This window comes from Nocardioides sp. T5 (genome assembly GCF_048161455.1).
Taxonomy (GTDB): Bacteria; Actinomycetota; Actinomycetes; order Propionibacteriales; family Nocardioidaceae; genus Nocardioides.
Map to the genome: position 1 here is coordinate 3,086,655 of NZ_CP182415.1, position 19,702 is coordinate 3,106,356.

Below are 19,702 nucleotides of genomic sequence, written 5' to 3' on the forward strand. Positions count from 1 at the left end.
GGTCACTCGACGCTGACGAGCAACGGGTAGCGGGGTTGGCCGCCGTCGTGGACGGCGACGTCGACAGTCGGATGTCGTTGCTCCACCCGTGCGGCGACGCGGTCGGCGAGCTCGACCCCGCCCTCGCCGGAGACGATCGTGACCAGCTCGCCACCGCCGGCGAGCAACCGCTCGAGCACCTCGTCGGCCACGGTCTCGAGGTCGGCTCCCACGACGGCGAAGTCGCCGGCGATCACGCCGAGCGCGTCGCCCGGCTCGCACGGACCGGCCATCGTGATGGCACGCCTGGCGGCGACTGTCACGGCGCCGTGGCGGGCGTGGCGGGCCGTCGCGGTCATCTCCCGCACGTCGGCGTCGAAGGCGCGACCGGGCTCGTGGACCGAGATCGCGGCCAGCCCCTGGACCTGTGCCTGGGTCGGGATCACCTCGACGGCGACGTCGTGCTCCGCCTCGGCCGTCCGGGCTGCGATCTCGGCGGCGCGCACGGTGTCGCCGTCGTTGGGCAGCACCACCACCTCGGCTGCGCCGCACGAGACGATCGCCTCGAGCAGCTGGCCGGTGGAGGGGCGTCGCCCGGGTCCCCCGGTGACCACGACCGCGCCCGCCGACTCGAAGAGGGCCGTCAGTCCGGGCCCGGCCGCGACCGCGACCACCCCGCGGCCCGTGCGGGTCGAGGTCCGCCGCCGGCCGGCGACCTGGTCGGCGAAGTGGGTGACGCGGATGCGGTGCGGGCGCCCGGCGGTGATCCCGGCCTCGATGGCGGCACCGACGTCGTCGACGTGCACGTGGACGTTCCACAGGCCGTCGCCGCCCACCACCACCAGGCTGTCCCCGAGCGTGGCGAGGGTCGCGCGGAGGTCGGCGACCTGCGCGTCGCCGGCGTCGAGCAGGTACATCACCTCGTAGCCCGGACCGTCCTCGGTGAGGTCGTCACCGGGGGCCGTCGTGGCCACCGGGATGAGATGCGTGCCGATCGGAGCCGACCAGGGCGTGGGTCGCCGACCGGTCGCCGTGGTCTCCACGGCGTCGAGGACGACGCACAGCCCACGACCGCCGGCGTCGACGACCCCGGCGTGGGCCAGCACGTCGAGCTGCTCGGGCGTGCGGGCGAGGGCGGCCCGGGCGGCTGCTGCCGCCTCGGTGAAGACGTCGCGGGTGCGCGCCCCGCGACCGGCCGCCTCCAGCGCCGCGTCGGAGGCGGCGCGCGACACGGTGAGGATCGTGCCCTCGACCGGTGTGCCCACAGCGGCATAGCTGGCCTCGGTCGCCTCGGCCATGGCCGCGGCGATCGTCTCGGCCGGCTTGTCGGCGATCGCGGCGCCCGCGAGGTGGTGCACGTAGGCACGCAGCATCTGGCTGAGGATCACCCCGGAGTTGCCGCGCGCGCCCATGAGCGCCGCCCGGGCGAGCACCGCCATGCCATCGCCGAGGGAGAGGTCGGGATCCCCGGCCCGGGCCTCGCGCAGCGCGTCGCGGGCGGCCGACACGGTGAGGAACATGTTGGTGCCGGTGTCGCCGTCGGGCACCGGGTAGACGTTGAGGGCGTCGATCTCCTCGCGGGCCGAGGACAGCGCGTCGGTCGCGATCTCGACGAAGCGCGCGACGCCGTCCAGCGTGATGCCGTGGGTGACGTGCTCCATCGCGTCGGTCTGCTCCCGGGTGTCTGCTCGAGGAGTGGGTCGTGCGGCTGCTTCGTCGTACGATGTGGTGCGCGCCACAGGGTAGTGCCCGGCACCCACGGTCCCTGCGATTTCATCTCCCCGCAGGTCCTCGGCTACTCTTGCGCGGTTGCCTGCTGCCGCTTCCTGCGGGGTGCGGGCCTCGTGAACATCTATCAACCTCGAACGGATCGGAGTGCACGGTGGCTGCCGTCTGCGACATCTGCGCCAAGAAGCCGGGCTTCGGAAACAACCGTCCCTGGTCGCGCAAGATCACCAAGCGTCGTTTCAACCCCAACATCCAGCGCGTCCGGGCGACCGTCAACGGAACGCCCAAGCGCCTCAACGTCTGCACCGGTTGCCTCAAGGCCGGCAAGGTCTCGCGCTGACCTGACGTCTTCTTCGTCGAGAGCCCCCGTCGCTGTTGCGACGGGGGCTTCGTCGTTCCTCCGAATTCTTTCGGGTCCCCGGCTCCGTCGGGGACTCCCCGCTCATGCGGGGAGTCCGCCACTGGGAGGGGGTTGCACACCCCCCCGAGGTGTCGGACTCCCCCGCCAGGTCGGCTCAGAAGTGGGTCCACCCGGTCGAGCCGTCGTACGCCCCGCCGTCGACCGTGATGCCCTCGCCCTCGGTCACCTCGCCGACGACCTGCCAGCCGGCCGGCACCGAGGCCACGTCGGGGAAGGTCGCCAGCAGGGCGTGGTCGTCGCCGCCGCCGAGGATGAACTGCAGCGGGTCGGCACCGAGCGCCGCGCCGACCGCCTGGAGCGGCTCGGGGATCTCGAACGCGCCGCTGCGTACGTCGATGGCGACGCCGCTGGCCTCCGCAAGGTGGCCGGCCTCGGCGAGCAGGCCGTCGGAGATGTCGATGAGGGCGGTCGCGCCCGCCTCGGCCGCCTGCTTGCCCGCGGCGTACGGCGGCTCCGGGCGGCGGTAGGCCTCGACGAGCACGCGCGGGGAGCGGAAGCCGCGACCGAGGACCGCGAGACCGCCTGCGGCCCATCCCTGCCGACCGGTGAGCGCGAGCACGTCGCCCGGCTGGGCGCCGGAGCGCAGGACGGGCGCCTGGCTGCACTGGCCCAGCACGGTGACGGCGATCATCACCTGGTCGGCACGGGTGACGTCGCCGCCCACGACGGTGGCACCGACGCTCGCGCACTCCTCGGCGAAGCCGCGGGCGAAGTCGAGCGCCCAGGCCACCGGGAGGTCGGCGGGAGCGGCGAGGCCGATCGTCAGGTGGCGCGCGGTGCCGCCCATGGCGTTGACGTCGGACAGGTTCTGGGCGGCCGCCCGGTGGCCGACGTCGTCGGCGCTGGCCCAGTCCCGGCGGAAGTGCCTGCCCTCGACCATCAGGTCGGTGGAGACCACCACGTGGCCGTGCTTGATGCGCAGCACGGCGGCGTCGTCACCGGGTCCGACGAGCACGTGCTCGTCGCCCTCGAAGGTCTCACCCGACTGGGCGATGAGCTCGGCGATCAGGCCGAACTCGCCTGCCTCGCCGAGGGTTGCGTCCGCTGCAAGTGCCATGGGCCCATCCCACCAGACGGGGGCCGTGACCACTGTCACCCATCCCCTGTCGGGGCCGGTGCGCGGCGCGGTAGGTTGTGCCGGTCACACCCGATGAACGAGACCGAGGAGTCCACGATGGTCGTCCAGGCCTACATCCTGATCCAGACCGACGTCGGCAAGGCCGCGGAGGTCGCCCGCGAGATCGCCCAGGTCAACGGCGTCACGCTCGCCGAGGACGTCACCGGTCCCTACGACGTGATCGTCCGTGCCGAGGCCAAGAACGTCGACGAGCTCGGCAAGCTCGTCGTCTCCAAGGTGCAGAACCTCGACGGCATCACCCGCACGCTCACCTGCCCGGTCGTCCACATCTGAGCCGACCGGCCCACGTGCACCTGCGTCGACGCCTCGGTCCGTCCTCGGGCCGGGGCGTCGTCGCGTCCGGGGCAGCCCTGCTCGTGCTCGTCGTCGCGGGGTGCAGCAGCACCCCGACCATCGACGAGGCGGACCTCTCGGGGGCCGACCGGGCCGCGTGCGAGTCGCTGGTCGCCGACCTCCCCGACACCCTCGCGGGGCTCGAGCGGCGCGAGGTCGAGCCGGCCGACGCGCTGGGCGCGGCCTGGGGCGATCCGGCGTACGTCCTCACGTGCGGGGTCCCCGAGCCCGGCGACTACGAGCCGACCGCCGAATGCAACGTCATCGAGGGCGTCGGCTGGTGGGTCCCTGACGACCAGCTCGCCGACCTGTCGGAGGACGCGACCCCGATCGCCCTGAGCCTGCGGCCCTACGTCGAGGTCTCGGTGCCGGCAAACTACCGCACCGAGGGGATCGACCGGGCGCTCGCCGAGCTGGCGCCCGCGCTGACGGAGCACCTCGGCGAGGGGCTCTCCTGCCTGTAGGGCTTAGCGCAGGCCGGTGTCACGCCGCAGCGCGAGCTGGACGAGCCGGTCGACCAGGTCGGGGTACGACATCCCGGTGGCGGCCCAGAGCTGGGGGTACATCGAGGTCGGGGTGAAGCCCGGCATCGTGTTGAGCTCGTTGATCACCAGCGACCCGTCGGGCATCACGAAGAAGTCGACGCGTGCGAGACCCTCGCACGACAGCGCCTCGAAGGCGCGCACGGCCATCGCCCGCAGCTCCTGCTCGGTCTCGGCCGGCAGGTCGGCGGGGATGTCGATCTCGGTGTGCTGGTCGGCGAGGTACTTGGCCTCGAAGTCGTAGAACTCGTGGTCGCCGCCGGTGCGCACCTCACCGGGTCGCGAGGTCTCCGGCGGACCCTCGAGCGTGCCGAGCACCCCGCACTCGACCTCGCGCGCGCCCTCCATCGACTGCTCGACCAGCACCTTGGGGTCGTGGCGGAACGCCTCCGCGAGGGCCTCGTCGATCTCCGAGGCGTCGTGGACCTTGCTGATCCCCATGCTCGACCCGGCTCGCGCCGGCTTGGCGAAGGAGGGGAACCCGAGCGCCTCGACCCGGGCGCGTACGCCGACCGCGTCCAGCTCGTGCTCCGTGCGGGTGACGACGATGCCGGGGGTGACCGGGAGGCCGGCGGCCTGCAGGACGACCTTCATGTAGGCCTTGTCCATCCCGATCGCGGAGGCGAGCACCCCGGAGCCGACGTAGCGCACGCCGGCCATCTCGAGCATCCCCTGTAGGGTGCCGTCCTCGCCCCACGGGCCGTGGAGCAGCGGGAAGACCACGTCGACCTCGCCGATCACCGACGGGACGCTGGCCGGTTCGGCGACGACGAGGTCGGTGCCGGTGGCGGCGCCCATCAGGGCCACGGGCGACCTGCCGGCGTCGACCTGCGGCAGGTCGTTGCCGCGGATCGCGAGCCGGGTGGGCTCGTCGCTCTCCAGCACCCACCGGCCGTCGGCGGCGATCCCGACGGGCACGACGTCGTAGGCCTCGCGGTCGATCGCGGCCAGCACGCTCCCCGCGGTCACGCACGAGATGCCGTGCTCGGAGGAGCGGCCCCCGAAGACGACGGCGACGCGCGGCTTGCGGCTGGTGGGGTCTGTGGCGGGGTCGGCGGTCTTGTCAGGGGAGGTGTGGTTCATCGCCTCGACCCTATCCACCTACGCTGGCGCGCATGGCTGCAGACACGACTTCCGGCTCCCCCCTCCGGCCCGGCACGATCGCCGTCACGGCCGGCCGACCGGACAAGGTCCCCGACGCGCCGCTCAACACCCCGATCACCATGGCCGCGACCTACGTCGCCGGCGGCGAGGTGGAGTACGGCCGCTACGGCAACCCGACCTGGACGGCGCTCGAGGACGCGCTCGGCGCCCTCGAGGGTGGCCGTTGCCTGACCTTCGCCTCGGGCCTGGCCGCCGTCGCGACGGTGCTCGACCTGGTCGGCGCGGAGGGCAAGGTCGTCGTGCCACGGCACGGCTACACCGGCACGATCATGCAGCTCGCCGACCTCGAGTCGCGCGGTCGGCTGACGGCCGAGATGGTCGACATCACCGACACCGACGCGGTCGTCGCGGCGTGCGACGGCGCGGCGCTCGTGTGGCTGGAGTCACCCACCAACCCGGCCCTCGAGGTCGCCGACATCCCCACGATCACGAAGGCCGCTCACGAGGCGGGCGCCTACGTCGTCGTCGACAACACCTTCGCCACTCCCCTGCTGCAGCGTCCGCTCGAGGACGACGTCGACCTCGTCGTGCACTCCGCGACCAAGTACCTCGCCGGCCACTCCGACGTACAGATGGGCGCGATCATCACCCGCGACGACGACCTGTGGGCCGTGCTCAAGGGACGCCGCGACCTCGTCGGCGCCATCCCGGGTCCGTTCGAGGCGTGGCTGACGCTGCGCGGGCTGCGCACTCTCCACCTGCGGGTCGAGCGCGCGCAGGCCAACGCCCAGGAGCTCGTACGCCGGCTCGGCGAGCACCCGGCGCTGTCGGAGGTGCGCTACCCCGGCTTCGGCGCGATCGTCAGCATCGTCCTGGCCCAGGGCGAGATGGCCGCCGACCTGCTCAGCCGCAAGACGCGGCTGTGGATCCACGCCACCTCGCTCGGCGGTGTCGAGTCGAGCCTCGAGCGTCGCCGCCGCTGGAAGGCCGAGGCCGCCACCATCCCCGACGGCCTCGTCCGGCTCTCCGTCGGCATCGAGGACGTCGAGGACCTCTGGGACGACCTCCGCGCCGCCCTCGACGGCTGCGTGGGGTAGCGACGACCGCTGGTCGAGGAGGTCGCCGACCCATCGCTGGTTGAGGAGGTCGCGCAGCGACCGTCTCGAAACCCCCGGCTGGCAAAGGCTGCTTCTCGGCTGCCCGGATTTCGGCGCGCTCGTGCGACTTCGTTCCTCAGTCGCGTCGCTTGCTCAATCTGGCCGCCCCCACGCCCCGACCTCGTTCCTCGGTCGGAGCTGGGCGTCTCATCAGTGCAGCTCGGGCTTGGTGTCGCGGGCGATGAAGGAGTTCATCATGTCGTGCGCGGTCATCTTGCCGTCGACGACCGCGTCGACGGCCTCGGCGATCGGGGCGTCGACGCCGGTGCGGCGGGCCAGCTCGAGCAGCGACTTGCAGGACTTGGCACCCTCGGCCACCTGGCGGGTCGAGGCGTAGATCTCCTCGGTCGTCATCCCCTGGCCGAGCCGCTCGCCGAAGGTGCGGTTGCGAGACAGCGGCGACGAGCACGTGGCGACGAGGTCGCCGAGGCCGGCGAGGCCCATCAGCGTCAGCGGGTTGGCGCCCTGTGCGGTGGCCAGGCGGGCGGTCTCGGCGAGCCCGCGGGTGATGACCGAGGCGGTGGTGTTGTCGCCGAACCCCAGCCCGACGGCCATGCCGACGGCGAGGCCGACGACGTTCTTGTAGGCGCCGCCGATCTCGCAGCCGAGCACGTCGACCGAGGTGTAGGGCCGCCACGACGGTCCGTGCGTGATGGCCTGGAGGTGCTTGGCGCGCTCCTCGTCGACGCAGGCGACGACGGACGCGGCCGGCTCCCGGCGGGCGATCTCGCGCGCCAGGTTGGGCCCGCTGATGACGGCGATCCGGTCGGCCGACGCATCGGTGACCTCCTGGATCACCTCGCTCATCCGCATGAGCGAGCCGAGCTCGACGCCCTTCATCAGCGAGACGAGCGTGGCCTTCTCGGGCAGGATCGGCGCCCAGGCGGTGAGGTTCTCGCGCAGGCTCTGGGACGGCACGGTGAGCACCACGACGTCCGCGTCGGCGGCGACCTCCTCGGCATCGGTGGACGCGGAGATCGACGGCGGGAGCTCGATGCCCGGGAGGTAGTCGGTGTTCTCGCGGCGCTCGTTGATCGCCTCCACGACCTCCCCGCGGCGGGCCCACAGGGACACGTCGTTGCCGGCGTCGGCCAGCACCAGCGAGAACGCGGTGCCCCACGACCCGGCGCTGAACACTGCAATCTTCGTCATCGGGTGCGCTTCCTCTTCGTCCGGTGTGCCCCGTCGTGGGCGGTGTCGTGCGGGTTGCCGATCTCGCGTACGCCGCTGCTGCGGGGGTCGTAGCGCTGCGTGGGCGGTGTCTCGTGGCGGATGTCGGCGACGATCTCGGTGATCGCGTCCATGATGCGATCGGTCGCTCGCGCCGTCCGCTCGGTCGACGACGGCAGCGCGAGGAGGTCGTCGAGCGGCACCGGGTCCCCCGCCTTCATCACGATGTTCTTGCGCGGGACCAGGTGCGGCTTCTTCGTGTAGGGCGGGAGCACCTCGTGCGCGCCCCACTGGCCCACCGGGATGACCGGGCAGCCGGTGGCGAGCGCGAGCCGGGCGGCGCCGGTCTTGCCCTTCATCGGCCACAGGCCGGGATCGCGCGTCAGCGTGCCCTCGGGGTAGACGATGATGCACTCGCCGTCGCCGATGGCCTTGACCGCGGCGTCGTACGCCCCGATCGCGTTGCGGCTCAGCCGCTCGACCGGGATCTGGCCCGCGGAGGTCAGGAAGCCGCCGAGGTACTTGTTGGCGAAGAGCCCGGACTTCGCCAGGTAGCGCGGCAGGCGGCCGTGGTCGTAGACGAAGTGCGCGGAGAGCAACGGGTCGACGTGGGAGATGTGGTTGATCACCACGATGCAGCCGCCGGTGGCCGGGATCTTCTCGCCGTCGATCCAGGTGCGGGAGGTGGCGCTGAGCAGCGTCGGCTTGAGGATCGTCGCGGCGACCGTGATGGCCCAGCCGCGCTTCTGCTCGAGCTTCCTGACGCGCACCCGACATCCCCTCCCCTCGTGCTGTGCTCGCGGGCCAGGCCCGGACGCTCGCTGCGTCGCGAGCAGGCTACTCGGTCGGCGGGGTGCGGGGACCCCACCGGCACGCTGGTCCCGGGTGGGAGAATCATCGCGATGTCCGCCGATGCCCGGGCCGCGCGCTGCGTGGTCGTCGTACCCGTCAAGCCGCCCACCTACGGGAAGTCGCGGTTGAGCGGTCTTCCCGACGACCAGCGACGCGACCTCGCCGAGGCCTTCGCGCTCGACACGGTCCAGGCCGCCACCGCGACGCCGGGCGTCGACGCCGTCCTCGTCGTCACCGACGACCACCGACTCGCCGCGTCCGTGCGCACCCTCGGCTGCGAGGTGATCCCGGACGGCGTGAGCAACGACCTCAACGCCACGCTCGTGCAGGCGGCCGCCGAGGTCGCGCGGCGCTGGCCGGGCGCGGTGCCCGTGGTGCTGTGCGCCGACCTGCCGGGCGTGCGACCCGTCGAGCTCGCCGGGGTGCTCGGCGAGGTGCACCACCAGGTCACTGCCGGCCGGGTCGCCTTCGTGCGCGACCACACAGGCCTGGGCACCACCTTGTACGCCGCTCCTGCAGACGCGTTCGACCCGTCGTTCGGTGTCGCGTCCGCGACGCGGCACGAGGCAGCCGGCGCCGTCGAGGTGGGCACCACCGCGACCAGCGTGCGTACGGACGTCGACGACCCCGACGACCTCGGCGCGGCCCTGCTCGCCGGGGTCGGTCCGCACACGACGCGGGCAAGCGAGGGGCGGGCCACCCACTCGGGGTGACCCGCCCGTGTCACGCGGCTGCAGCAGGACTGCAGCGAAGGAGCTGCGTCAGGACTTCTTCGCGGTCTTCTTCGCCGTCGACTTCTTGGCCGGCGCCTTCTTCGCCGGGGCCTTCTTGGCCGCCGTCTTGCTGGCCGTGCTCTTGCTTGCGGTGCTCTTGCTGGTCGTGCTCTTGCTCGCCGTCGACTTGCTGGCGGTCGACTTGCTGGCGGCCTTGGTGGCGGTCTTCTTCGCGGGCGCCTTCTTGGCGGTGCTCGCGGTGGTGGACTTCTTGGCCGTCGACTTCTTGGCGGTGCCGGCCGTCTTCGTCGCGGTCTTCTTGGCCGGTGCGGCCGCCTTGGAGGCAGTCGACCTGGCCGGTGCGGACTTCTTGGCGGCAGCGCCGGTCACCGCTGCGGCCGCAGCCCGGACGCCGGGCGGCTTGGGCATCGTCGCGGCGGTCAGCTTCGGCAGCTTCTTCGCGCCCGAGATGACGTCCTTGAGCTCCTTGCCGGCGGAGAATTTCGGCACGGCCTTCTTCTTCGACTTCATCCGCTCGCCGGTCTGCGGGTTGCGGACCCAGCGCGCGTTGCGGACGGCCTTCTCGAACGAGCCGAAGCCGGTGATCGCGACCTTCTCGCCCTTGGCCACCTCGCGGGTGATGGTGTCGAGCACGGACTCCAGTGCATGGGCCGCCTGCTTGCGGTTCCCCTCGTAACGCGCGGCGAGCGCGTCGATGAGCTCTGACTTGTTCACTAGCTTCCCTTCCCAATGAACCTCGGACGCCGAGCTCGTGCTCGACCTTCTCAAGGCACGCTAGGCACATGGAAGGGTGAGAACAATCACCAAAGCCCCTGTTTGTAGGGGTTTTTCAGGCCGTGACGGGCTTCCAGCTCGGTCGGCCCGCCTCGAAGGAGGTGATGTCGGCGTCGTGGGACAGGGTGATGCCGATGTCGTCGAGACCCTCGAGGAGACGCCAGCGCGTGTAGTCGTCGATGTCGAAGGAGTCCTCGACGGCGCCCTCGCCCAGCCCCGCGCGGACGGTGCGGCTCTCCAGGTCGACGGTGATCTCGCCACCCGGGTTGTCCTCGAGCCAGTCCCACAGGCGCTGCACGACCTTCTCGTCGACCTGCGCCGCGAGGAGCCCGGCCTTGCCGGAGTTGCCGCGGAAGATGTCGGCGAAGCGCGAGGAGATGACGGCCTGGAAGCCGTAGTTCTGCAGGGCCCACACCGCGTGCTCGCGCGAGCTGCCGGTGCCGAAGTCGGGACCTGCGACGAGCACGGAACCACCGGCGTACACGGGGTTGTTGAGCACGAAGTCGGGATCGTTGCGCCAGGCCGCGAAGAGTCCGTCCTCGAAGCCCGTGCGCGTCACCCGCTTGAGGTAGACCGCCGGGATGATCTGGTCGGTGTCGACGTTGCTGCGCTTGAGCGGCACACCGACGCCGGTGTGGGTGGTGAACTTGTCCATCGGGAGCTCCTGGTTCAGAACGGTTTCGAGACAGTCGCTGCGCGACTTCCTCAACCAGCGAGGGCGGGCAGGTCGGCGGGCGAGGAGAGCGTGCCGCGCACGGCGGTGGCGGCGGCGACGGGCACCGAGACGAGGTGCGTACGACCGCCCTTGCCCTGCCGACCCTCGAAGTTGCGGTTGGACGTCGAGGCACTGCGCTCACCCGGTGCGAGCTGGTCGGGGTTCATGCCCAGGCACATCGAGCACCCGGCGCCGCGCCACTCCGCACCCGAGGCGATGAAGACCTTGTCGAGGCCCTCGGCCTCGGCCTGGAGGCGTACGCGGACCGAGCCGGGCACGACGAGCAGGCGGGTGTCGGCGGCGACGGTGCGGCCCTCGAGGATCGACGCCGCGAGGCGCAGGTCCTCGATGCGACCGTTGGTGCAGGAGCCGACGAACACCGTGTCGACCTTGACCTCGCGCAGGGGCGTGCCGGCCTCGAGACCCATGTACTGCAGGGCCTTCTCGGTCGCGACCTTGTCGTTGGGCTCGTCGAAGTCGTCGGGGCTCGGGACCGTCGCACCGAGCGGCGCGCCCTGGCCGGGGTTGGTGCCCCACGTGACGAACGGCGTCATCGTGGAGGCGTCGAGCTCGATCTCCTTGTCGAAGACGGCGTCGTCGTCGGTGCGCAGCGTCTTCCAGTGCGCGACCGCGGCGTCCCAGTCGGCGCCCTTCGGCGCCTCCGGCTTGCCCTCGATGTAGTCGAAGGTGGTCTGGTCGGGAGCGATCAGTCCTGCCTTCGCCCCCCACTCGATCGACATGTTGCACACCGTCATCCGGCCCTCCATCGAGAGCTCCTCGATGGCCTGGCCGCGGTACTCGACGATGTAGCCCTGCCCGCCGCCGGTGCCGGTGTGTGTGATCAGGGTGAGGACGAGGTCCTTGGCGGTGACGCCGTCGGGGAGGCTGCCGTTGACGGTGACGGCCATTGTCTTCGGGCGCGCCTGCGTCAGGGTCTGCGTGGCCAGCACGTGCTCGACCTCGGAGGTGCCGATGCCGAAGGCGATCGCACCGAACGCACCGTGCGTGGAGGTGTGCGAGTCACCGCACACGATCGTCATGCCCGGCTGCGTGAGGCCCAGCTGCGGGCCGACGACGTGGACGATGCCCTGCTCGACGTCGCCCAGCGGGTGCAGGCGGACGCCGAAGTCGGCGCAGTTCTTGCGCAGCGTCTCGACCTGGGTGCGGCTCACCGGGTCGGCGATCGGCTTGTCCCAGTCGAGGGTGGGCACGTTGTGGTCCTCGGTCGCCAGGGTGAGGTCGGGACGGCGCACGGACCGGTTCGCCAGGCGGAGGCCGTCGAAGGCCTGCGGCGAGGTCACCTCGTGGAGGAGGTGGAGGTCGATGAAGAGGAGGTCGGGCTCCCCGGGGGCACTCCGGACGACGTGCTCGTCCCAGACCTTCTCGGACAGGGTCTTGCCCATGACACAAACTCCTTTGCCTTTGCCGCGTGCGGTGGGACGACGCTACCTCTTGCATCCCACTCTCTGAGATGAGAATATCGGCATATGGACAACGGATCTGGCGTCGGCGTACTCGACAAGGCCGCGCTCGTGCTCGCAGCACTGGAGGCCGGACCGGCCACCCTGGCCGGCCTGGTGGCGGGCACCGGCCTGGCCCGGCCGACCGCGCACCGCCTCGCGGTCGCCCTCGAGCACCACCGCCTCGTCGCGCGCGACATGCAGGGCCGGTTCGTCCTCGGACCGCGGCTGGCCGAGCTGTCGGCGGCTGCCGGCGAGGACCGCCTGCTCGCCGCTGCCGGACCCGTGCTGGCCCGGCTTCGCGACATCACCGGCGAGTCCGCGCAGCTGTGGCGCCGCCAGGGTGAGCACCGCGTGTGCGTGGCCGCCGCCGAACGCCCGTCCGGCCTGCGCGACACCATCCCGGTCGGTTCGCAGCTCACGATGAACGCCGGTTCCGCCGCCCAGATCCTGCTCGCGTGGGAGGACCCCGAGCGGATGCACCGCGGCCTGCAGAACGCCGCCTTCTCCGCCACCGCCCTGTCCGGCATCCGCCGACGCGGCTGGTCGCAGTCGGTCGGCGAGCGCGAGCAGGGCGTGGCCTCGGTCTCGGCTCCCGTCCGCTCCCCCGGCGGCAAGGTCATCGCCGCGGTGTCGGTCTCCGGACCGCTCGAGCGACTGTCCCGCCAGCCCGGCCGGATGCACGCACCTGCCGTGCTCGCCGCGGCCGACCGGCTGTCCGAGTCGCTGCGCCGCGCCGCCTCGGAGTAGCCGACCGGGCACTTCCTGCCCATCAGCCTCACCGACCGGGCACTTCGTGCCCGTCAGGAGGTGCCTACGGGCACGAAGTGCCCGGTCGACGGCGAGGACGGGCAGGAAGTGCCCGCTCGCCTTCCCGGGGTCGGTGATCTCGGGCAGGGTGGGCGCATGGCAGACCTCGTGGACCTCGGACCGGCGGGAGAGCGGCTGGCCGCCGTCGCCGCCAACGTCACCGACGACCAGCTCGACGGGCCGACCCCCTGCGAGGGACGTACGGTCGGTCAGCTCGTCCAGCACCTCGTGGGACTGACGCTCGCCTTCCGGGCCGCGGCGGACAAGGACTTCGGTCCCCTCACCGACACCAGTCCTGGCGAGGCCGGGTGGCCCGAGGTCCAACCCGGCTGGCGGGACGCCCTCGCCGAGCAGGTCCCGGCGCTGGCCGCGGCCTGGCGCAATCCGGAGGCGTGGGAGGGCATGACGCGCGCCGGTGGCGTCGACCTGCCGGGCCAGGTGGGCGGGCTGGTCGCGCTCGACGAGATCGTCCTGCACGGCTGGGACCTGGCGCGGGCCACAGGCCAGCCCTACGACTGCGACGACGCGACTGCCGGGGCGTGCATGGCGTTCGTCGGCGGCTTCGACGAGAGCGGCACGCCAGGGCTGTTCGGTCCCTCCGTGCCAGTGGGCCCGGGGGCGACGGCCTTCGAGCAGGTGCTCGCCCGATCGGGCCGCGACCCACGCTGGTCCGCCTGACGATCAGAAGAGCGCGTCCTGCTCCAGCTCGAGCAGCTGCTGCTTGCGCTCGAGCCCGCCGGCGTAGCCGGTCAGCGTGCCGTTGGCGCCGATGACCCGGTGGCACGGCACCACGATGGGGATCGGGTTGCGACCGTTGGCCAGTCCGACCGCGCGGGAGGCCGCGTTGGTCATGCCCAGGCGACCGGCGATCTGGCCGTAGGACGCGGTCTCGCCGTAGCCGATCAGCCCGAGCTGGGTCCACACCCGGCGCTGGAAGTCGGTGCCGGCCGGGGCCAGCGGCAGGTCGAAGTCGGTGAGCTCACGGTCGAAGTACGCCGTCAGCTGCCGCACCGCCTCGACGAGCACCGGGAGGTCGTCGGAGCGCGCACCGAGCGGGCGTCCGTCGACCGGCTGCCGGAACGGCGAGAACTCGATCGCCACGATCGAGCCGTCGCGCTCGACGACGCGCAGGTCGCCGACGGGCGAGGGCATCACGGTCCACATGTCAGTTCTCCTCATCGGCGCGGGACGGCGCAGGGGTGTCGGGCATCAGGGTGTTCCACAGGTGCATCAGGGCATAGGAGCGCCACGGCCTCCACCGGTCGGGGTCCGGCTCGCCGTTGCCGGACGTGGCCAGCTCACCCAGGAGCCGGCGCACTGCCAGGTCCGTGGGCAGGAAGACGTCGGGATGCCCGAGCGCCCGCATGGCCACGTAGTCGGCCGTCCACGGCCCGATGCCGGGCAGCTCGAGCAGCGCGCGGCGTACGTCGTCGCGGTCGGGGCCGCGGTCGAGCAGCACCCTCCCCTCGGCGAGCGCCGCGGCGAGCCCGACCAGCGCCCGGCCCCGCGCGCGAGGCATCGGCAGGGTGGCGGGGTCGGCGGCCGCGAGCGACGCGGCGTCGGGGAAGAGGTGCGTCAGCCCCGGCACGTCCGACTCGAGGGGCCGCCCGTGCGCGGCGACGAGCCGACCGGCGACGGTGCGAGCGCCCGTCACGCTGACCTGCTGGCCGATGACCGTGCGGATCGCCGTCTCGTCGCCGTCCACCTGACCGGGCACGCGGAGACCGGGCGTCGCCCCCACGAGGTGCCCCAGGACCGGGTCGGCCCCGAGGTGGCCGTCCACGGCACGCGGGTCGCAGTCGGCGTCGAGCAGCCGGCGTACGCGCTCGCTCGCGGCCGCGGTGTCGCGCAGGTCCTCGAGCCGGAACTCGGCGGTCACGAAGCCGGTCCCACCGCCCGGGCGGTCGGTGACGGACAGGTCGGCGAGCTCGAGCCGCACGGTGCCGCTGCCGTGGGGCAGGTCGAGCGTCCGGGCGTACCACCCGGGTCCGGCGACCTCGACACCCGGCACGAGGTGGTAGGCGAGGAAGGCGAGCACCCGGCCACCGGCGAAGGGGGTGCGGACGGGGAGCCGCATGGTGACGGCGCCGGCGCTGCGGGTGCCGCTCCGGCGACCGCGCAGCTCGCTGGGCGACGACGCGTAGATCTCGCGGAGCGTCTCGTTGAACTGCCGGACGCTGGCGAAGCCGGCCGCGAAGGCGACGTCGGTGAGCGGCAGGTCGGTGGTCTCGATGAGCACCCGCGCGCTCTGCGCCCGACGCGCCCGTGCCAGGGCCAGCGGTCCCGCACCGAGCTCCTGGGTCAGCAGCCGGCCCAGGTGACGCGGCGTGTAGCCGACCCGGCGGGCCAGCCCGTCGACCCCCTCGCGGTCGACGAGGCCGTCGGCGATCAGGCGCATCGCGCGACCCGCGACATCGGCGGCGACGTCCCACTCCGGGCTGCCGGGCGTCGCGTCGGGCAGGCAGCGCTTGCAGGCGCGGTAGCCGGCGGCGTGCGCGCTCGCCGCAGTCGGGTGGAACGTGACGTTGCCCGGCGCGGGGGTCCGCGCCGGGCACGAGGGACGGCAGTAGATGCCGGTGGTGCGGACCGCGGTGTAGAAGACCCCGTCGAAGCGGCGGTCCCGGCTGCGGACGGCGCGGTAGCAGGCCTCGGTGTCGAGGTGCCCGGTCGGTGTCATGACCCGAGCCTGTCACCCACGACCACCCCGCACCAGCGGAAATCGGACACCGCCGTGGGCCGCTCCTCCTCCTGGACGGCAATCTCGGTCGTACGCCGGGTGCGCGGCTGGCGCGCCGGGCCCTGGAGCAGGAACCGCACGCGGACGGCGTCGTCGGGGAAGGCCTCCGCCACCTCGCGCTCGAGCTGGCCGGCCGCCTGGACGAGGGCGTCGGCCTCGGCCTCCACCTCCACGTGCGCGGACAGCTCGAGGACCTCGGGCGCGTCCGGGAGCACGCGACCGCGCGCACCGGTCACCGGGGCCAGGTCGCTCCAACGCCCGGCCAGGGTGGAGGCGAGCGAGGACCGGTCGACCTCGAGCCGTCCGCTCGGGTCGCTCCCGGCGAGCCGACTGGTGCCGCGGGTGAGCCGCGGGCGGTGCGAGGACAGCCAGGCCAGGCCGACGAGGCCGAGGGCGATGCCCGCGGCCGCCCAGGCCCAGGGCCACCAGGCGCTGTCGAGCACCGGGTCGGCGTCCGACGTCTGCAGGGTGCCGCCGAGCCGACCGGTGAGGTCCAGGCGCCACTCCCACGCCAGCACCGCGACGGCCAGCAGGACCAGGCCGAGCAGGACGGTGACGGAGCGGTCGGTGCCACGGGTGCGGCGGGTGGTCATGCGATCTCCTCCTGGACGGTTCGTACGTCGACACGGCGGGCGCCGAGCGCAGTGCCGGCAGCGCTTCCGAGTTCACGCGCCGTCTCGACGGCGGGGGCGCCGGAGCTCCCGTCGTGGGTGACGACGTCGAGCGCGACGCGGCCACGCGAGGCGCGGGCCACCCGGGCCGCGACGACGCCCTGGGACCGGTCCACCGCGCCGCGGGTGACCTCGGCGACGGCCGCCGGGGTCGACCAGAGGTGCTCGGCCCCTGCGGCCGGCACGTGGCGCCGCCGGGCGGGCAGCAGCCCGGCGAGGACCAGCAGCAGGCCGAGGACGCCGACGGCCGTCGCGACCGCCAGCACACCGGCGGTCGGCTCGAGGCCGTCGAGGCCGCGCACGCCGGCGTCCAGCCAGGGCTCGCCGGCGGCCCAGCCCTGGGTGACGGCGAGGTCGCGCACGGCGATGACGGCCACGCCGACGAGGGCGAGTGCCACGACGACACCGACAGCCACGGCACGGTGGCGGGAGACGGGTGGTCGCGCCAGGACGCGATCGGTGCGGCTGCTCATGACGCTCTCCTCTCATCGGTGCCGGCGAGCTCGACGGTGACGTCCACCGAGGCCAGCCGGACCCCGCTCAGCTCGGACGCACGGTCCAGCACGTGGCGCCGTACGTCGGCGGCGATGCGGCTCACGGGAGCCGGCCACCGACAGGCGACCTCGATCTGGACGCGGGCGCTGGTGCCGCGCACGCGCACCGACGCCCGCGGGCTGCCGGGACGCACCCCGGCCAGGCCGCCGTCGACCAGGTGCACGCCCGGCACCTCCAGCGCCACCGACTCGACGATGTGCTGGAGGGCCTGGGCCCGCACGTTGAGGCTGCCGCGGGACTCGACGGCAGCCGCGTCCCGCACCTCGGTCAGCTCACCCACGACGCCCCCGCAGCATCGAGCGGACGTCGACCTCCCCGTCGACGTGACCGCCCACGAGGTAGCCGACGGTCCCGAGCACGAGTGCCAGGAGCAGCCCGGTCAGGCCGCCCGTCGTGATGGCGATGGTCAGCAGCAGGCCTGCGATGAGGCCCAGGGTGGACGTGGTCATGCTCGCTCCTCTGACAGGTACGTGTAGTGGCGCGCGGGCCACGACGCCGGGCGGTGACGCCCGGCGAGGGCGCGCAGCCGGCGGCGGGCCCGGCGGGCCCGGCGCGACGTGCGTGAGCGCAAGGTGGTGGTGACGGTGACCGTGCTGGTGGCGGGCCGGGCGCACCCCGCGCCCGGGCCCGCCGCAGCAGCGCCGACGCCGGGGGCCACCCCCGTAGCCGTCTCCGGCGTCGTCCCCGACCCTGCTCCCACCCCGGCGGGATGGGACTGCTCGAAGGCGCGCATCACGTCGATGAACGCCTCGGTGTCACCGCCCAGGTCGGGGTGGACGGCCCGCAGCGCAGCACGCCTCGCGGCGCGTCGCTCGCGGACCGTCCGGTCGGCGCTGCTGGTCATGGGGTCCCCGGGCCGGCACCTGGGGCGGCGATGTCCTCCACCGCCACGTGCACGGTGCCCGGGACGATCTCCGCCACGCGCGACCGCACCTCGTCGGTCGTCGCGGTGATCGGCGCGCCCCACGACAGGACCAGGTGGACCTGGGTGTCCCCGTCGCGCAGGCGTACGCCGGTCACGCGGCGTCCCGGCAGGTAGGTCGCGACCTCGCCGAGCACACCTCCGTGGAGGTCGTGGACCCCCGGGACGGCCAGGACGGCACTCGCCACCCGGTCGGCCAGCTCGGCAGGGGTCAGCTCACTGGACACGCGTGGTTGCCGGCTCCTCGTCCGGCTCGTCGCCCTCCAGGAAGACGTCGTGGACGGTGATGTTGACCTCGGTCACCTCCAGGCCGGTCATCCGCTCGACCTGGTCGACGACGTTGCGCCGGATGGCCGCGGCGAGGTCGGCGATCGCGACGCCGTACTCCGCGACGATGTCGAGGTCGACGGCAGCCTGGTGCTCGCCCACCTCGACGGCCACGCCCTGGCTCAGGTTGGTGCGCGAGCCCGGGATGCGCTCGCGGAGGGCGCCCACGGCACGGGCGGTGCCGCCACCGAGGTCGTGGACACCGCTGATCTCACGGGCGGCGATGCCGGCGATCTTGGAGACGACGGTGTCGGCGATCGAGGTCTTGCCCTGCTCGCTCACGAGCGCTCCGGTGCCGGTGCCGGTGCCGGTCGTCGCGACGGACGTCGTCGTGGCCGGCGTGGTGGGCGTCTGCTTCTCGGTCATGGTCTCTCCGTTCGTACGTGTTCCCGTTCCGCGGTGGATCGGGACACGGGTTGGTCGTGTCGAGTTCGCTCGTCGTCACGCCTGAGATGGTGTGAGCCCCGTCACGCGGCCCCAGCCTTGGACAAAGGTTGGGGCCGGGCAGACTCCCCGCGTGCCCACCGACCGCTCCCCCGTCGTCGCGCAGGACGACATGGGGGTCGCCTCCGACGCGGCACTGGTGCGCGCGGCCCGGCTCGGGGACGACGACGCGTTCGGCGCACTGGTCGACCGGCACGGACCGTCGATGCTGCGCTACGCCCGACGGCTGGTGGGCGGGAGCGAGGCCGACGCGGGCGAGGTGGTGCAGGAGGCGTTCATCTCGGCGTGGCGCAGCCTCGACACGTTCCGCGGCGAGTCGTCGATCCGGACGTGGCTGTTCCGGCTGGTGCACCGACGGGCCGTGGACCTGCAGCGGCACCGGCGCCCGACGCCGATCGACGACGAGCTCATCTCGCGCGTGATCGAGGCGTCCGGCGACAACCCGCTGCAGGACGTGCTGGACGCCGAGCTGCTCGAGGCCTTGCAGCGAGCGCTCGACGAACTACCGTGGAACCAGCGCGCGGCCTGGCTGCTGCGTGAGGTCGAGGGCCTGGGGTACGAGGAGATCGCACGGACCATGGGGACGACGGTCGGCAGCGTGCGGGGCCACCTGCACCGCCGCCGCCGACAGCTGGCAGAGAGGATGGCACGATGGCGTTGAGTCAGACCGGCCCCCTCGAGCGGGCGGCGGCCGCTGCTCGGGCGGAGGAGCCGGAGGACTGGGAGTCGGTGTCGCGCTCGGTCAAGCGACGCATCCACGCGACCGTGACTCCGTCGCGGCCCGTCGTCGTGGTCGCTGCCGACGGCACCACCGACCAGGACGAGCACGGCTCGCGCACCTACGTCGCCTCGCGCGTCGTGCGCTCCCGGCTGCGCGAGGCGCTGGGACGCAGTGCGGACGCGACACCGGAGCGCATCGACCTGACCGTCGGTGACGACGAACGCCTGGCGCGCGTCGAGATCGACCTCGTCTGCGCCTACGGCACCGAGCTGCCGGTCGCGGTCGAGCAGGTGCGTGCGCTGGTCGAGGTGATCGTGTCCGACCTGCTGGGCCCCGGCACCCGGGCGCCGGTCGACGTGGCCGTGACCGACGTCGTCGTCGGCGACGTACGCCTGTCCTGAGGCCCCG

The 19,702-nt window shown here is 73.0% G+C and carries 26 protein-coding genes; 9 read left to right on the forward strand and 17 right to left on the reverse strand.

What is annotated here, in order from left to right; translation table 11 throughout:
- Nucleotides 1-2: 2 nt before the first annotated feature.
- A complete protein-coding gene (locus ACNKF0_RS15040; RefSeq protein WP_416953364.1) occupies nt 3-1,640 on the reverse strand; it encodes a DAK2 domain-containing protein in 1,638 nt (545 codons plus the stop codon).
- A gap of 221 nt (nt 1,641-1,861) precedes the next feature.
- On the opposite strand from ACNKF0_RS15040, the gene rpmB reads away from it, so the two are divergent.
- Complete coding sequence (gene rpmB / locus ACNKF0_RS15045) at nt 1,862-2,047, forward strand: 50S ribosomal protein L28 (RefSeq protein ID WP_056602600.1); 186 nt, start codon at nt 1,862-1,864, stop codon at nt 2,045-2,047.
- 175 nt (nt 2,048-2,222) lie between these two features.
- Here rpmB and ACNKF0_RS15050 read toward each other — a convergent pair whose 3' ends face one another.
- Nucleotides 2,223-3,185 carry a thiamine-phosphate kinase gene (locus ACNKF0_RS15050; protein WP_416953367.1) on the reverse strand — a complete coding sequence of 321 codons (963 nt, stop codon included), beginning with the start codon at nt 3,183-3,185 and terminating at the stop codon, nt 2,223-2,225.
- Between the two features lie 117 nt (nt 3,186-3,302).
- Here ACNKF0_RS15050 and ACNKF0_RS15055 point away from each other — a divergent pair, with 117 nt between their 5' ends.
- Together ACNKF0_RS15055 and ACNKF0_RS15060 are read left to right on the forward strand one after the other, a co-directional pair.
- Nucleotides 3,303-3,539 (forward strand): Lrp/AsnC family transcriptional regulator, encoded by a 237-nt coding sequence (locus ACNKF0_RS15055; protein WP_090972075.1) that lies wholly within the window; start codon nt 3,303-3,305, stop codon nt 3,537-3,539.
- Between the two features lie 14 nt (nt 3,540-3,553).
- Nucleotides 3,554-4,063 (forward strand): DUF3515 domain-containing protein, encoded by a 510-nt coding sequence (locus ACNKF0_RS15060; RefSeq protein WP_416953369.1) that lies wholly within the window; start codon nt 3,554-3,556, stop codon nt 4,061-4,063.
- Nucleotides 4,064-4,066: 3 nt separating this feature from the next.
- Here ACNKF0_RS15060 and ACNKF0_RS15065 read toward each other — a convergent pair whose 3' ends face one another.
- Nucleotides 4,067-5,224, reverse strand: a complete 1,158-nt coding sequence (locus ACNKF0_RS15065; protein ID WP_416953371.1) for a D-alanine--D-alanine ligase family protein — start codon at nt 5,222-5,224, stop codon at nt 4,067-4,069.
- A gap of 32 nt (nt 5,225-5,256) precedes the next feature.
- Here ACNKF0_RS15065 and ACNKF0_RS15070 point away from each other — a divergent pair, with 32 nt between their 5' ends.
- The gene (locus ACNKF0_RS15070) at nt 5,257-6,342 is read left to right on the forward strand and encodes a trans-sulfuration enzyme family protein (protein WP_299924439.1); all 1,086 of its coding nucleotides are present in this window, start codon (nt 5,257-5,259) and stop codon (nt 6,340-6,342) included.
- A gap of 210 nt (nt 6,343-6,552) precedes the next feature.
- Here the strand turns inward: ACNKF0_RS15070 and ACNKF0_RS15075 are convergent, their stop codons facing one another.
- Both ACNKF0_RS15075 and ACNKF0_RS15080 read right to left on the reverse strand, forming a co-directional pair.
- The gene (locus ACNKF0_RS15075) at nt 6,553-7,554 is read right to left on the reverse strand and encodes an NAD(P)H-dependent glycerol-3-phosphate dehydrogenase (protein WP_416953373.1); all 1,002 of its coding nucleotides are present in this window, start codon (nt 7,552-7,554) and stop codon (nt 6,553-6,555) included.
- Nucleotides 7,551-8,342 carry a lysophospholipid acyltransferase family protein gene (locus ACNKF0_RS15080; RefSeq protein WP_299924445.1) on the reverse strand — a complete coding sequence of 264 codons (792 nt, stop codon included), beginning with the start codon at nt 8,340-8,342 and terminating at the stop codon, nt 7,551-7,553. Before ACNKF0_RS15080 ends, ACNKF0_RS15075 begins: the two co-directional genes overlap by 4 nt.
- A 132-nt stretch (nt 8,343-8,474) precedes the next feature.
- Here ACNKF0_RS15080 and cofC point away from each other — a divergent pair, with 132 nt between their 5' ends.
- On the forward strand, nt 8,475-9,137 hold the full coding sequence (cofC, locus tag ACNKF0_RS15085) for a 2-phospho-L-lactate guanylyltransferase (RefSeq protein WP_416953375.1): 663 nt from the start codon (nt 8,475-8,477) through the stop codon (nt 9,135-9,137).
- A 48-nt stretch (nt 9,138-9,185) separates the two neighbouring features.
- Here cofC and ACNKF0_RS15090 read toward each other — a convergent pair whose 3' ends face one another.
- The 3 genes from ACNKF0_RS15090 to leuC form a co-directional block, all read right to left on the reverse strand.
- Complete coding sequence (locus ACNKF0_RS15090) at nt 9,186-9,872, reverse strand: HU family DNA-binding protein (RefSeq protein WP_416953377.1); 687 nt, start codon at nt 9,870-9,872, stop codon at nt 9,186-9,188.
- Between the two features lie 115 nt (nt 9,873-9,987).
- On the reverse strand, nt 9,988-10,587 hold the full coding sequence (gene leuD, locus ACNKF0_RS15095) for a 3-isopropylmalate dehydratase small subunit (protein ID WP_416953379.1): 600 nt from the start codon (nt 10,585-10,587) through the stop codon (nt 9,988-9,990).
- Nucleotides 10,588-10,637: 50 nt separating this feature from the next.
- Nucleotides 10,638-12,050: a 3-isopropylmalate dehydratase large subunit gene (gene leuC, locus ACNKF0_RS15100; protein ID WP_416953381.1), complete on the reverse strand. Its 1,413-nt coding sequence runs from the start codon at nt 12,048-12,050 to the stop codon at nt 10,638-10,640.
- A gap of 84 nt (nt 12,051-12,134) precedes the next feature.
- Between leuC and ACNKF0_RS15105 the strand changes: the two genes are divergently transcribed.
- The gene (locus ACNKF0_RS15105; RefSeq protein ID WP_090972091.1) at nt 12,135-12,857 is read left to right on the forward strand and encodes an IclR family transcriptional regulator; all 723 of its coding nucleotides are present in this window, start codon (nt 12,135-12,137) and stop codon (nt 12,855-12,857) included.
- Nucleotides 12,858-13,013: 156 nt separating this feature from the next.
- On the forward strand, nt 13,014-13,595 hold the full coding sequence (locus ACNKF0_RS15110) for a TIGR03086 family metal-binding protein (protein ID WP_416953383.1): 582 nt from the start codon (nt 13,014-13,016) through the stop codon (nt 13,593-13,595).
- A gap of 3 nt (nt 13,596-13,598) precedes the next feature.
- Here ACNKF0_RS15110 and ACNKF0_RS15115 read toward each other — a convergent pair whose 3' ends face one another.
- The 9 genes from ACNKF0_RS15115 to ACNKF0_RS15155 are packed head-to-tail and all read right to left on the reverse strand — an operon-like array spanning nt 13,599 to nt 18,495.
- Nucleotides 13,599-14,081 (reverse strand): methylated-DNA--[protein]-cysteine S-methyltransferase, encoded by a 483-nt coding sequence (locus ACNKF0_RS15115; RefSeq protein ID WP_416953385.1) that lies wholly within the window; start codon nt 14,079-14,081, stop codon nt 13,599-13,601.
- 1 nt (nt 14,082) lies between these two features.
- Nucleotides 14,083-15,594, reverse strand: coding sequence for a DNA-3-methyladenine glycosylase 2 family protein (locus ACNKF0_RS15120; protein WP_416953387.1), 1,512 nt, complete (start codon nt 15,592-15,594; stop codon nt 14,083-14,085).
- Complete coding sequence (locus ACNKF0_RS15125) at nt 15,591-16,247, reverse strand: hypothetical protein (RefSeq protein ID WP_416953389.1); 657 nt, start codon at nt 16,245-16,247, stop codon at nt 15,591-15,593. Before ACNKF0_RS15125 ends, ACNKF0_RS15120 begins: the two co-directional genes overlap by 4 nt.
- Nucleotides 16,244-16,798: a hypothetical protein gene (locus ACNKF0_RS15130; RefSeq protein WP_416953391.1), complete on the reverse strand. Its 555-nt coding sequence runs from the start codon at nt 16,796-16,798 to the stop codon at nt 16,244-16,246. The genes ACNKF0_RS15125 and ACNKF0_RS15130 overlap by 4 nt, the downstream gene beginning before the upstream one ends.
- Nucleotides 16,795-17,160 carry an Asp23/Gls24 family envelope stress response protein gene (locus tag ACNKF0_RS15135; RefSeq protein WP_416953393.1) on the reverse strand — a complete coding sequence of 122 codons (366 nt, stop codon included), beginning with the start codon at nt 17,158-17,160 and terminating at the stop codon, nt 16,795-16,797. Before ACNKF0_RS15135 ends, ACNKF0_RS15130 begins: the two co-directional genes overlap by 4 nt.
- Nucleotides 17,153-17,329 carry a DUF2273 domain-containing protein gene (locus tag ACNKF0_RS15140; protein WP_416953395.1) on the reverse strand — a complete coding sequence of 59 codons (177 nt, stop codon included), beginning with the start codon at nt 17,327-17,329 and terminating at the stop codon, nt 17,153-17,155. The genes ACNKF0_RS15135 and ACNKF0_RS15140 overlap by 8 nt, the downstream gene beginning before the upstream one ends.
- On the reverse strand, nt 17,326-17,724 hold the full coding sequence (locus ACNKF0_RS15145; RefSeq protein ID WP_416953397.1) for a hypothetical protein: 399 nt from the start codon (nt 17,722-17,724) through the stop codon (nt 17,326-17,328). The genes ACNKF0_RS15140 and ACNKF0_RS15145 overlap by 4 nt, the downstream gene beginning before the upstream one ends.
- A complete protein-coding gene (locus ACNKF0_RS15150) occupies nt 17,721-18,029 on the reverse strand; it encodes a hypothetical protein (RefSeq protein WP_416953399.1) in 309 nt (102 codons plus the stop codon). Before ACNKF0_RS15150 ends, ACNKF0_RS15145 begins: the two co-directional genes overlap by 4 nt.
- Nucleotides 18,019-18,495, reverse strand: a complete 477-nt coding sequence (locus ACNKF0_RS15155) for an Asp23/Gls24 family envelope stress response protein (protein ID WP_416953401.1) — start codon at nt 18,493-18,495, stop codon at nt 18,019-18,021. Before ACNKF0_RS15155 ends, ACNKF0_RS15150 begins: the two co-directional genes overlap by 11 nt.
- Before the next feature lie 151 nt (nt 18,496-18,646).
- Between ACNKF0_RS15155 and ACNKF0_RS15160 the strand changes: the two genes are divergently transcribed.
- Both ACNKF0_RS15160 and ACNKF0_RS15165 read left to right on the forward strand, forming a co-directional pair.
- Nucleotides 18,647-19,234 carry an RNA polymerase sigma factor gene (locus ACNKF0_RS15160; protein ID WP_416953403.1) on the forward strand — a complete coding sequence of 196 codons (588 nt, stop codon included), beginning with the start codon at nt 18,647-18,649 and terminating at the stop codon, nt 19,232-19,234.
- Nucleotides 19,225-19,695, forward strand: a complete 471-nt coding sequence (locus ACNKF0_RS15165; RefSeq protein ID WP_416953405.1) for a hypothetical protein — start codon at nt 19,225-19,227, stop codon at nt 19,693-19,695. The genes ACNKF0_RS15160 and ACNKF0_RS15165 overlap by 10 nt, the downstream gene beginning before the upstream one ends.
- Nucleotides 19,696-19,702: the final 7 nt, after the last annotated feature.

What these genes read in the sequence shown, in the direction of transcription:
- ACNKF0_RS15040 (WP_416953364.1), bottom strand. Translation starts at nt 1,640, where the DNA reads ATGGAGCACGTCACCCACGGCATCACGCTGGACGGCGTCGCGCGCTTC.
- ACNKF0_RS15050 (WP_416953367.1), bottom strand. Translation starts at nt 3,185, where the DNA reads ATGGCACTTGCAGCGGACGCAACCCTCGGCGAGGCAGGCGAGTTCGGC.
- ACNKF0_RS15055 (WP_090972075.1), top strand. Translation starts at nt 3,303, where the DNA reads ATGGTCGTCCAGGCCTACATCCTGATCCAGACCGACGTCGGCAAGGCC.
- ACNKF0_RS15065 (WP_416953371.1), bottom strand. Translation starts at nt 5,224, where the DNA reads ATGAACCACACCTCCCCTGACAAGACCGCCGACCCCGCCACAGACCCC.
- ACNKF0_RS15070 (WP_299924439.1), top strand. Translation starts at nt 5,257, where the DNA reads ATGGCTGCAGACACGACTTCCGGCTCCCCCCTCCGGCCCGGCACGATC.
- ACNKF0_RS15075 (WP_416953373.1), bottom strand. Translation starts at nt 7,554, where the DNA reads ATGACGAAGATTGCAGTGTTCAGCGCCGGGTCGTGGGGCACCGCGTTC.
- cofC (WP_416953375.1), top strand. Translation starts at nt 8,475, where the DNA reads ATGTCCGCCGATGCCCGGGCCGCGCGCTGCGTGGTCGTCGTACCCGTC.
- leuD (WP_416953379.1), bottom strand. Translation starts at nt 10,587, where the DNA reads ATGGACAAGTTCACCACCCACACCGGCGTCGGTGTGCCGCTCAAGCGC.
- leuC (WP_416953381.1), bottom strand. Translation starts at nt 12,050, where the DNA reads ATGGGCAAGACCCTGTCCGAGAAGGTCTGGGACGAGCACGTCGTCCGG.
- ACNKF0_RS15105 (WP_090972091.1), top strand. Translation starts at nt 12,135, where the DNA reads ATGGACAACGGATCTGGCGTCGGCGTACTCGACAAGGCCGCGCTCGTG.
- ACNKF0_RS15110 (WP_416953383.1), top strand. Translation starts at nt 13,014, where the DNA reads ATGGCAGACCTCGTGGACCTCGGACCGGCGGGAGAGCGGCTGGCCGCC.
- ACNKF0_RS15115 (WP_416953385.1), bottom strand. Translation starts at nt 14,081, where the DNA reads ATGTGGACCGTGATGCCCTCGCCCGTCGGCGACCTGCGCGTCGTCGAG.
- ACNKF0_RS15120 (WP_416953387.1), bottom strand. Translation starts at nt 15,594, where the DNA reads ATGACACCGACCGGGCACCTCGACACCGAGGCCTGCTACCGCGCCGTC.
- ACNKF0_RS15125 (WP_416953389.1), bottom strand. Translation starts at nt 16,247, where the DNA reads ATGACCACCCGCCGCACCCGTGGCACCGACCGCTCCGTCACCGTCCTG.
- ACNKF0_RS15130 (WP_416953391.1), bottom strand. Translation starts at nt 16,798, where the DNA reads ATGAGCAGCCGCACCGATCGCGTCCTGGCGCGACCACCCGTCTCCCGC.
- ACNKF0_RS15140 (WP_416953395.1), bottom strand. Translation starts at nt 17,329, where the DNA reads ATGACCACGTCCACCCTGGGCCTCATCGCAGGCCTGCTGCTGACCATC.
- ACNKF0_RS15145 (WP_416953397.1), bottom strand. Translation starts at nt 17,724, where the DNA reads ATGACCAGCAGCGCCGACCGGACGGTCCGCGAGCGACGCGCCGCGAGG.
- ACNKF0_RS15155 (WP_416953401.1), bottom strand. Translation starts at nt 18,495, where the DNA reads ATGACCGAGAAGCAGACGCCCACCACGCCGGCCACGACGACGTCCGTC.
- ACNKF0_RS15165 (WP_416953405.1), top strand. Translation starts at nt 19,225, where the DNA reads ATGGCGTTGAGTCAGACCGGCCCCCTCGAGCGGGCGGCGGCCGCTGCT.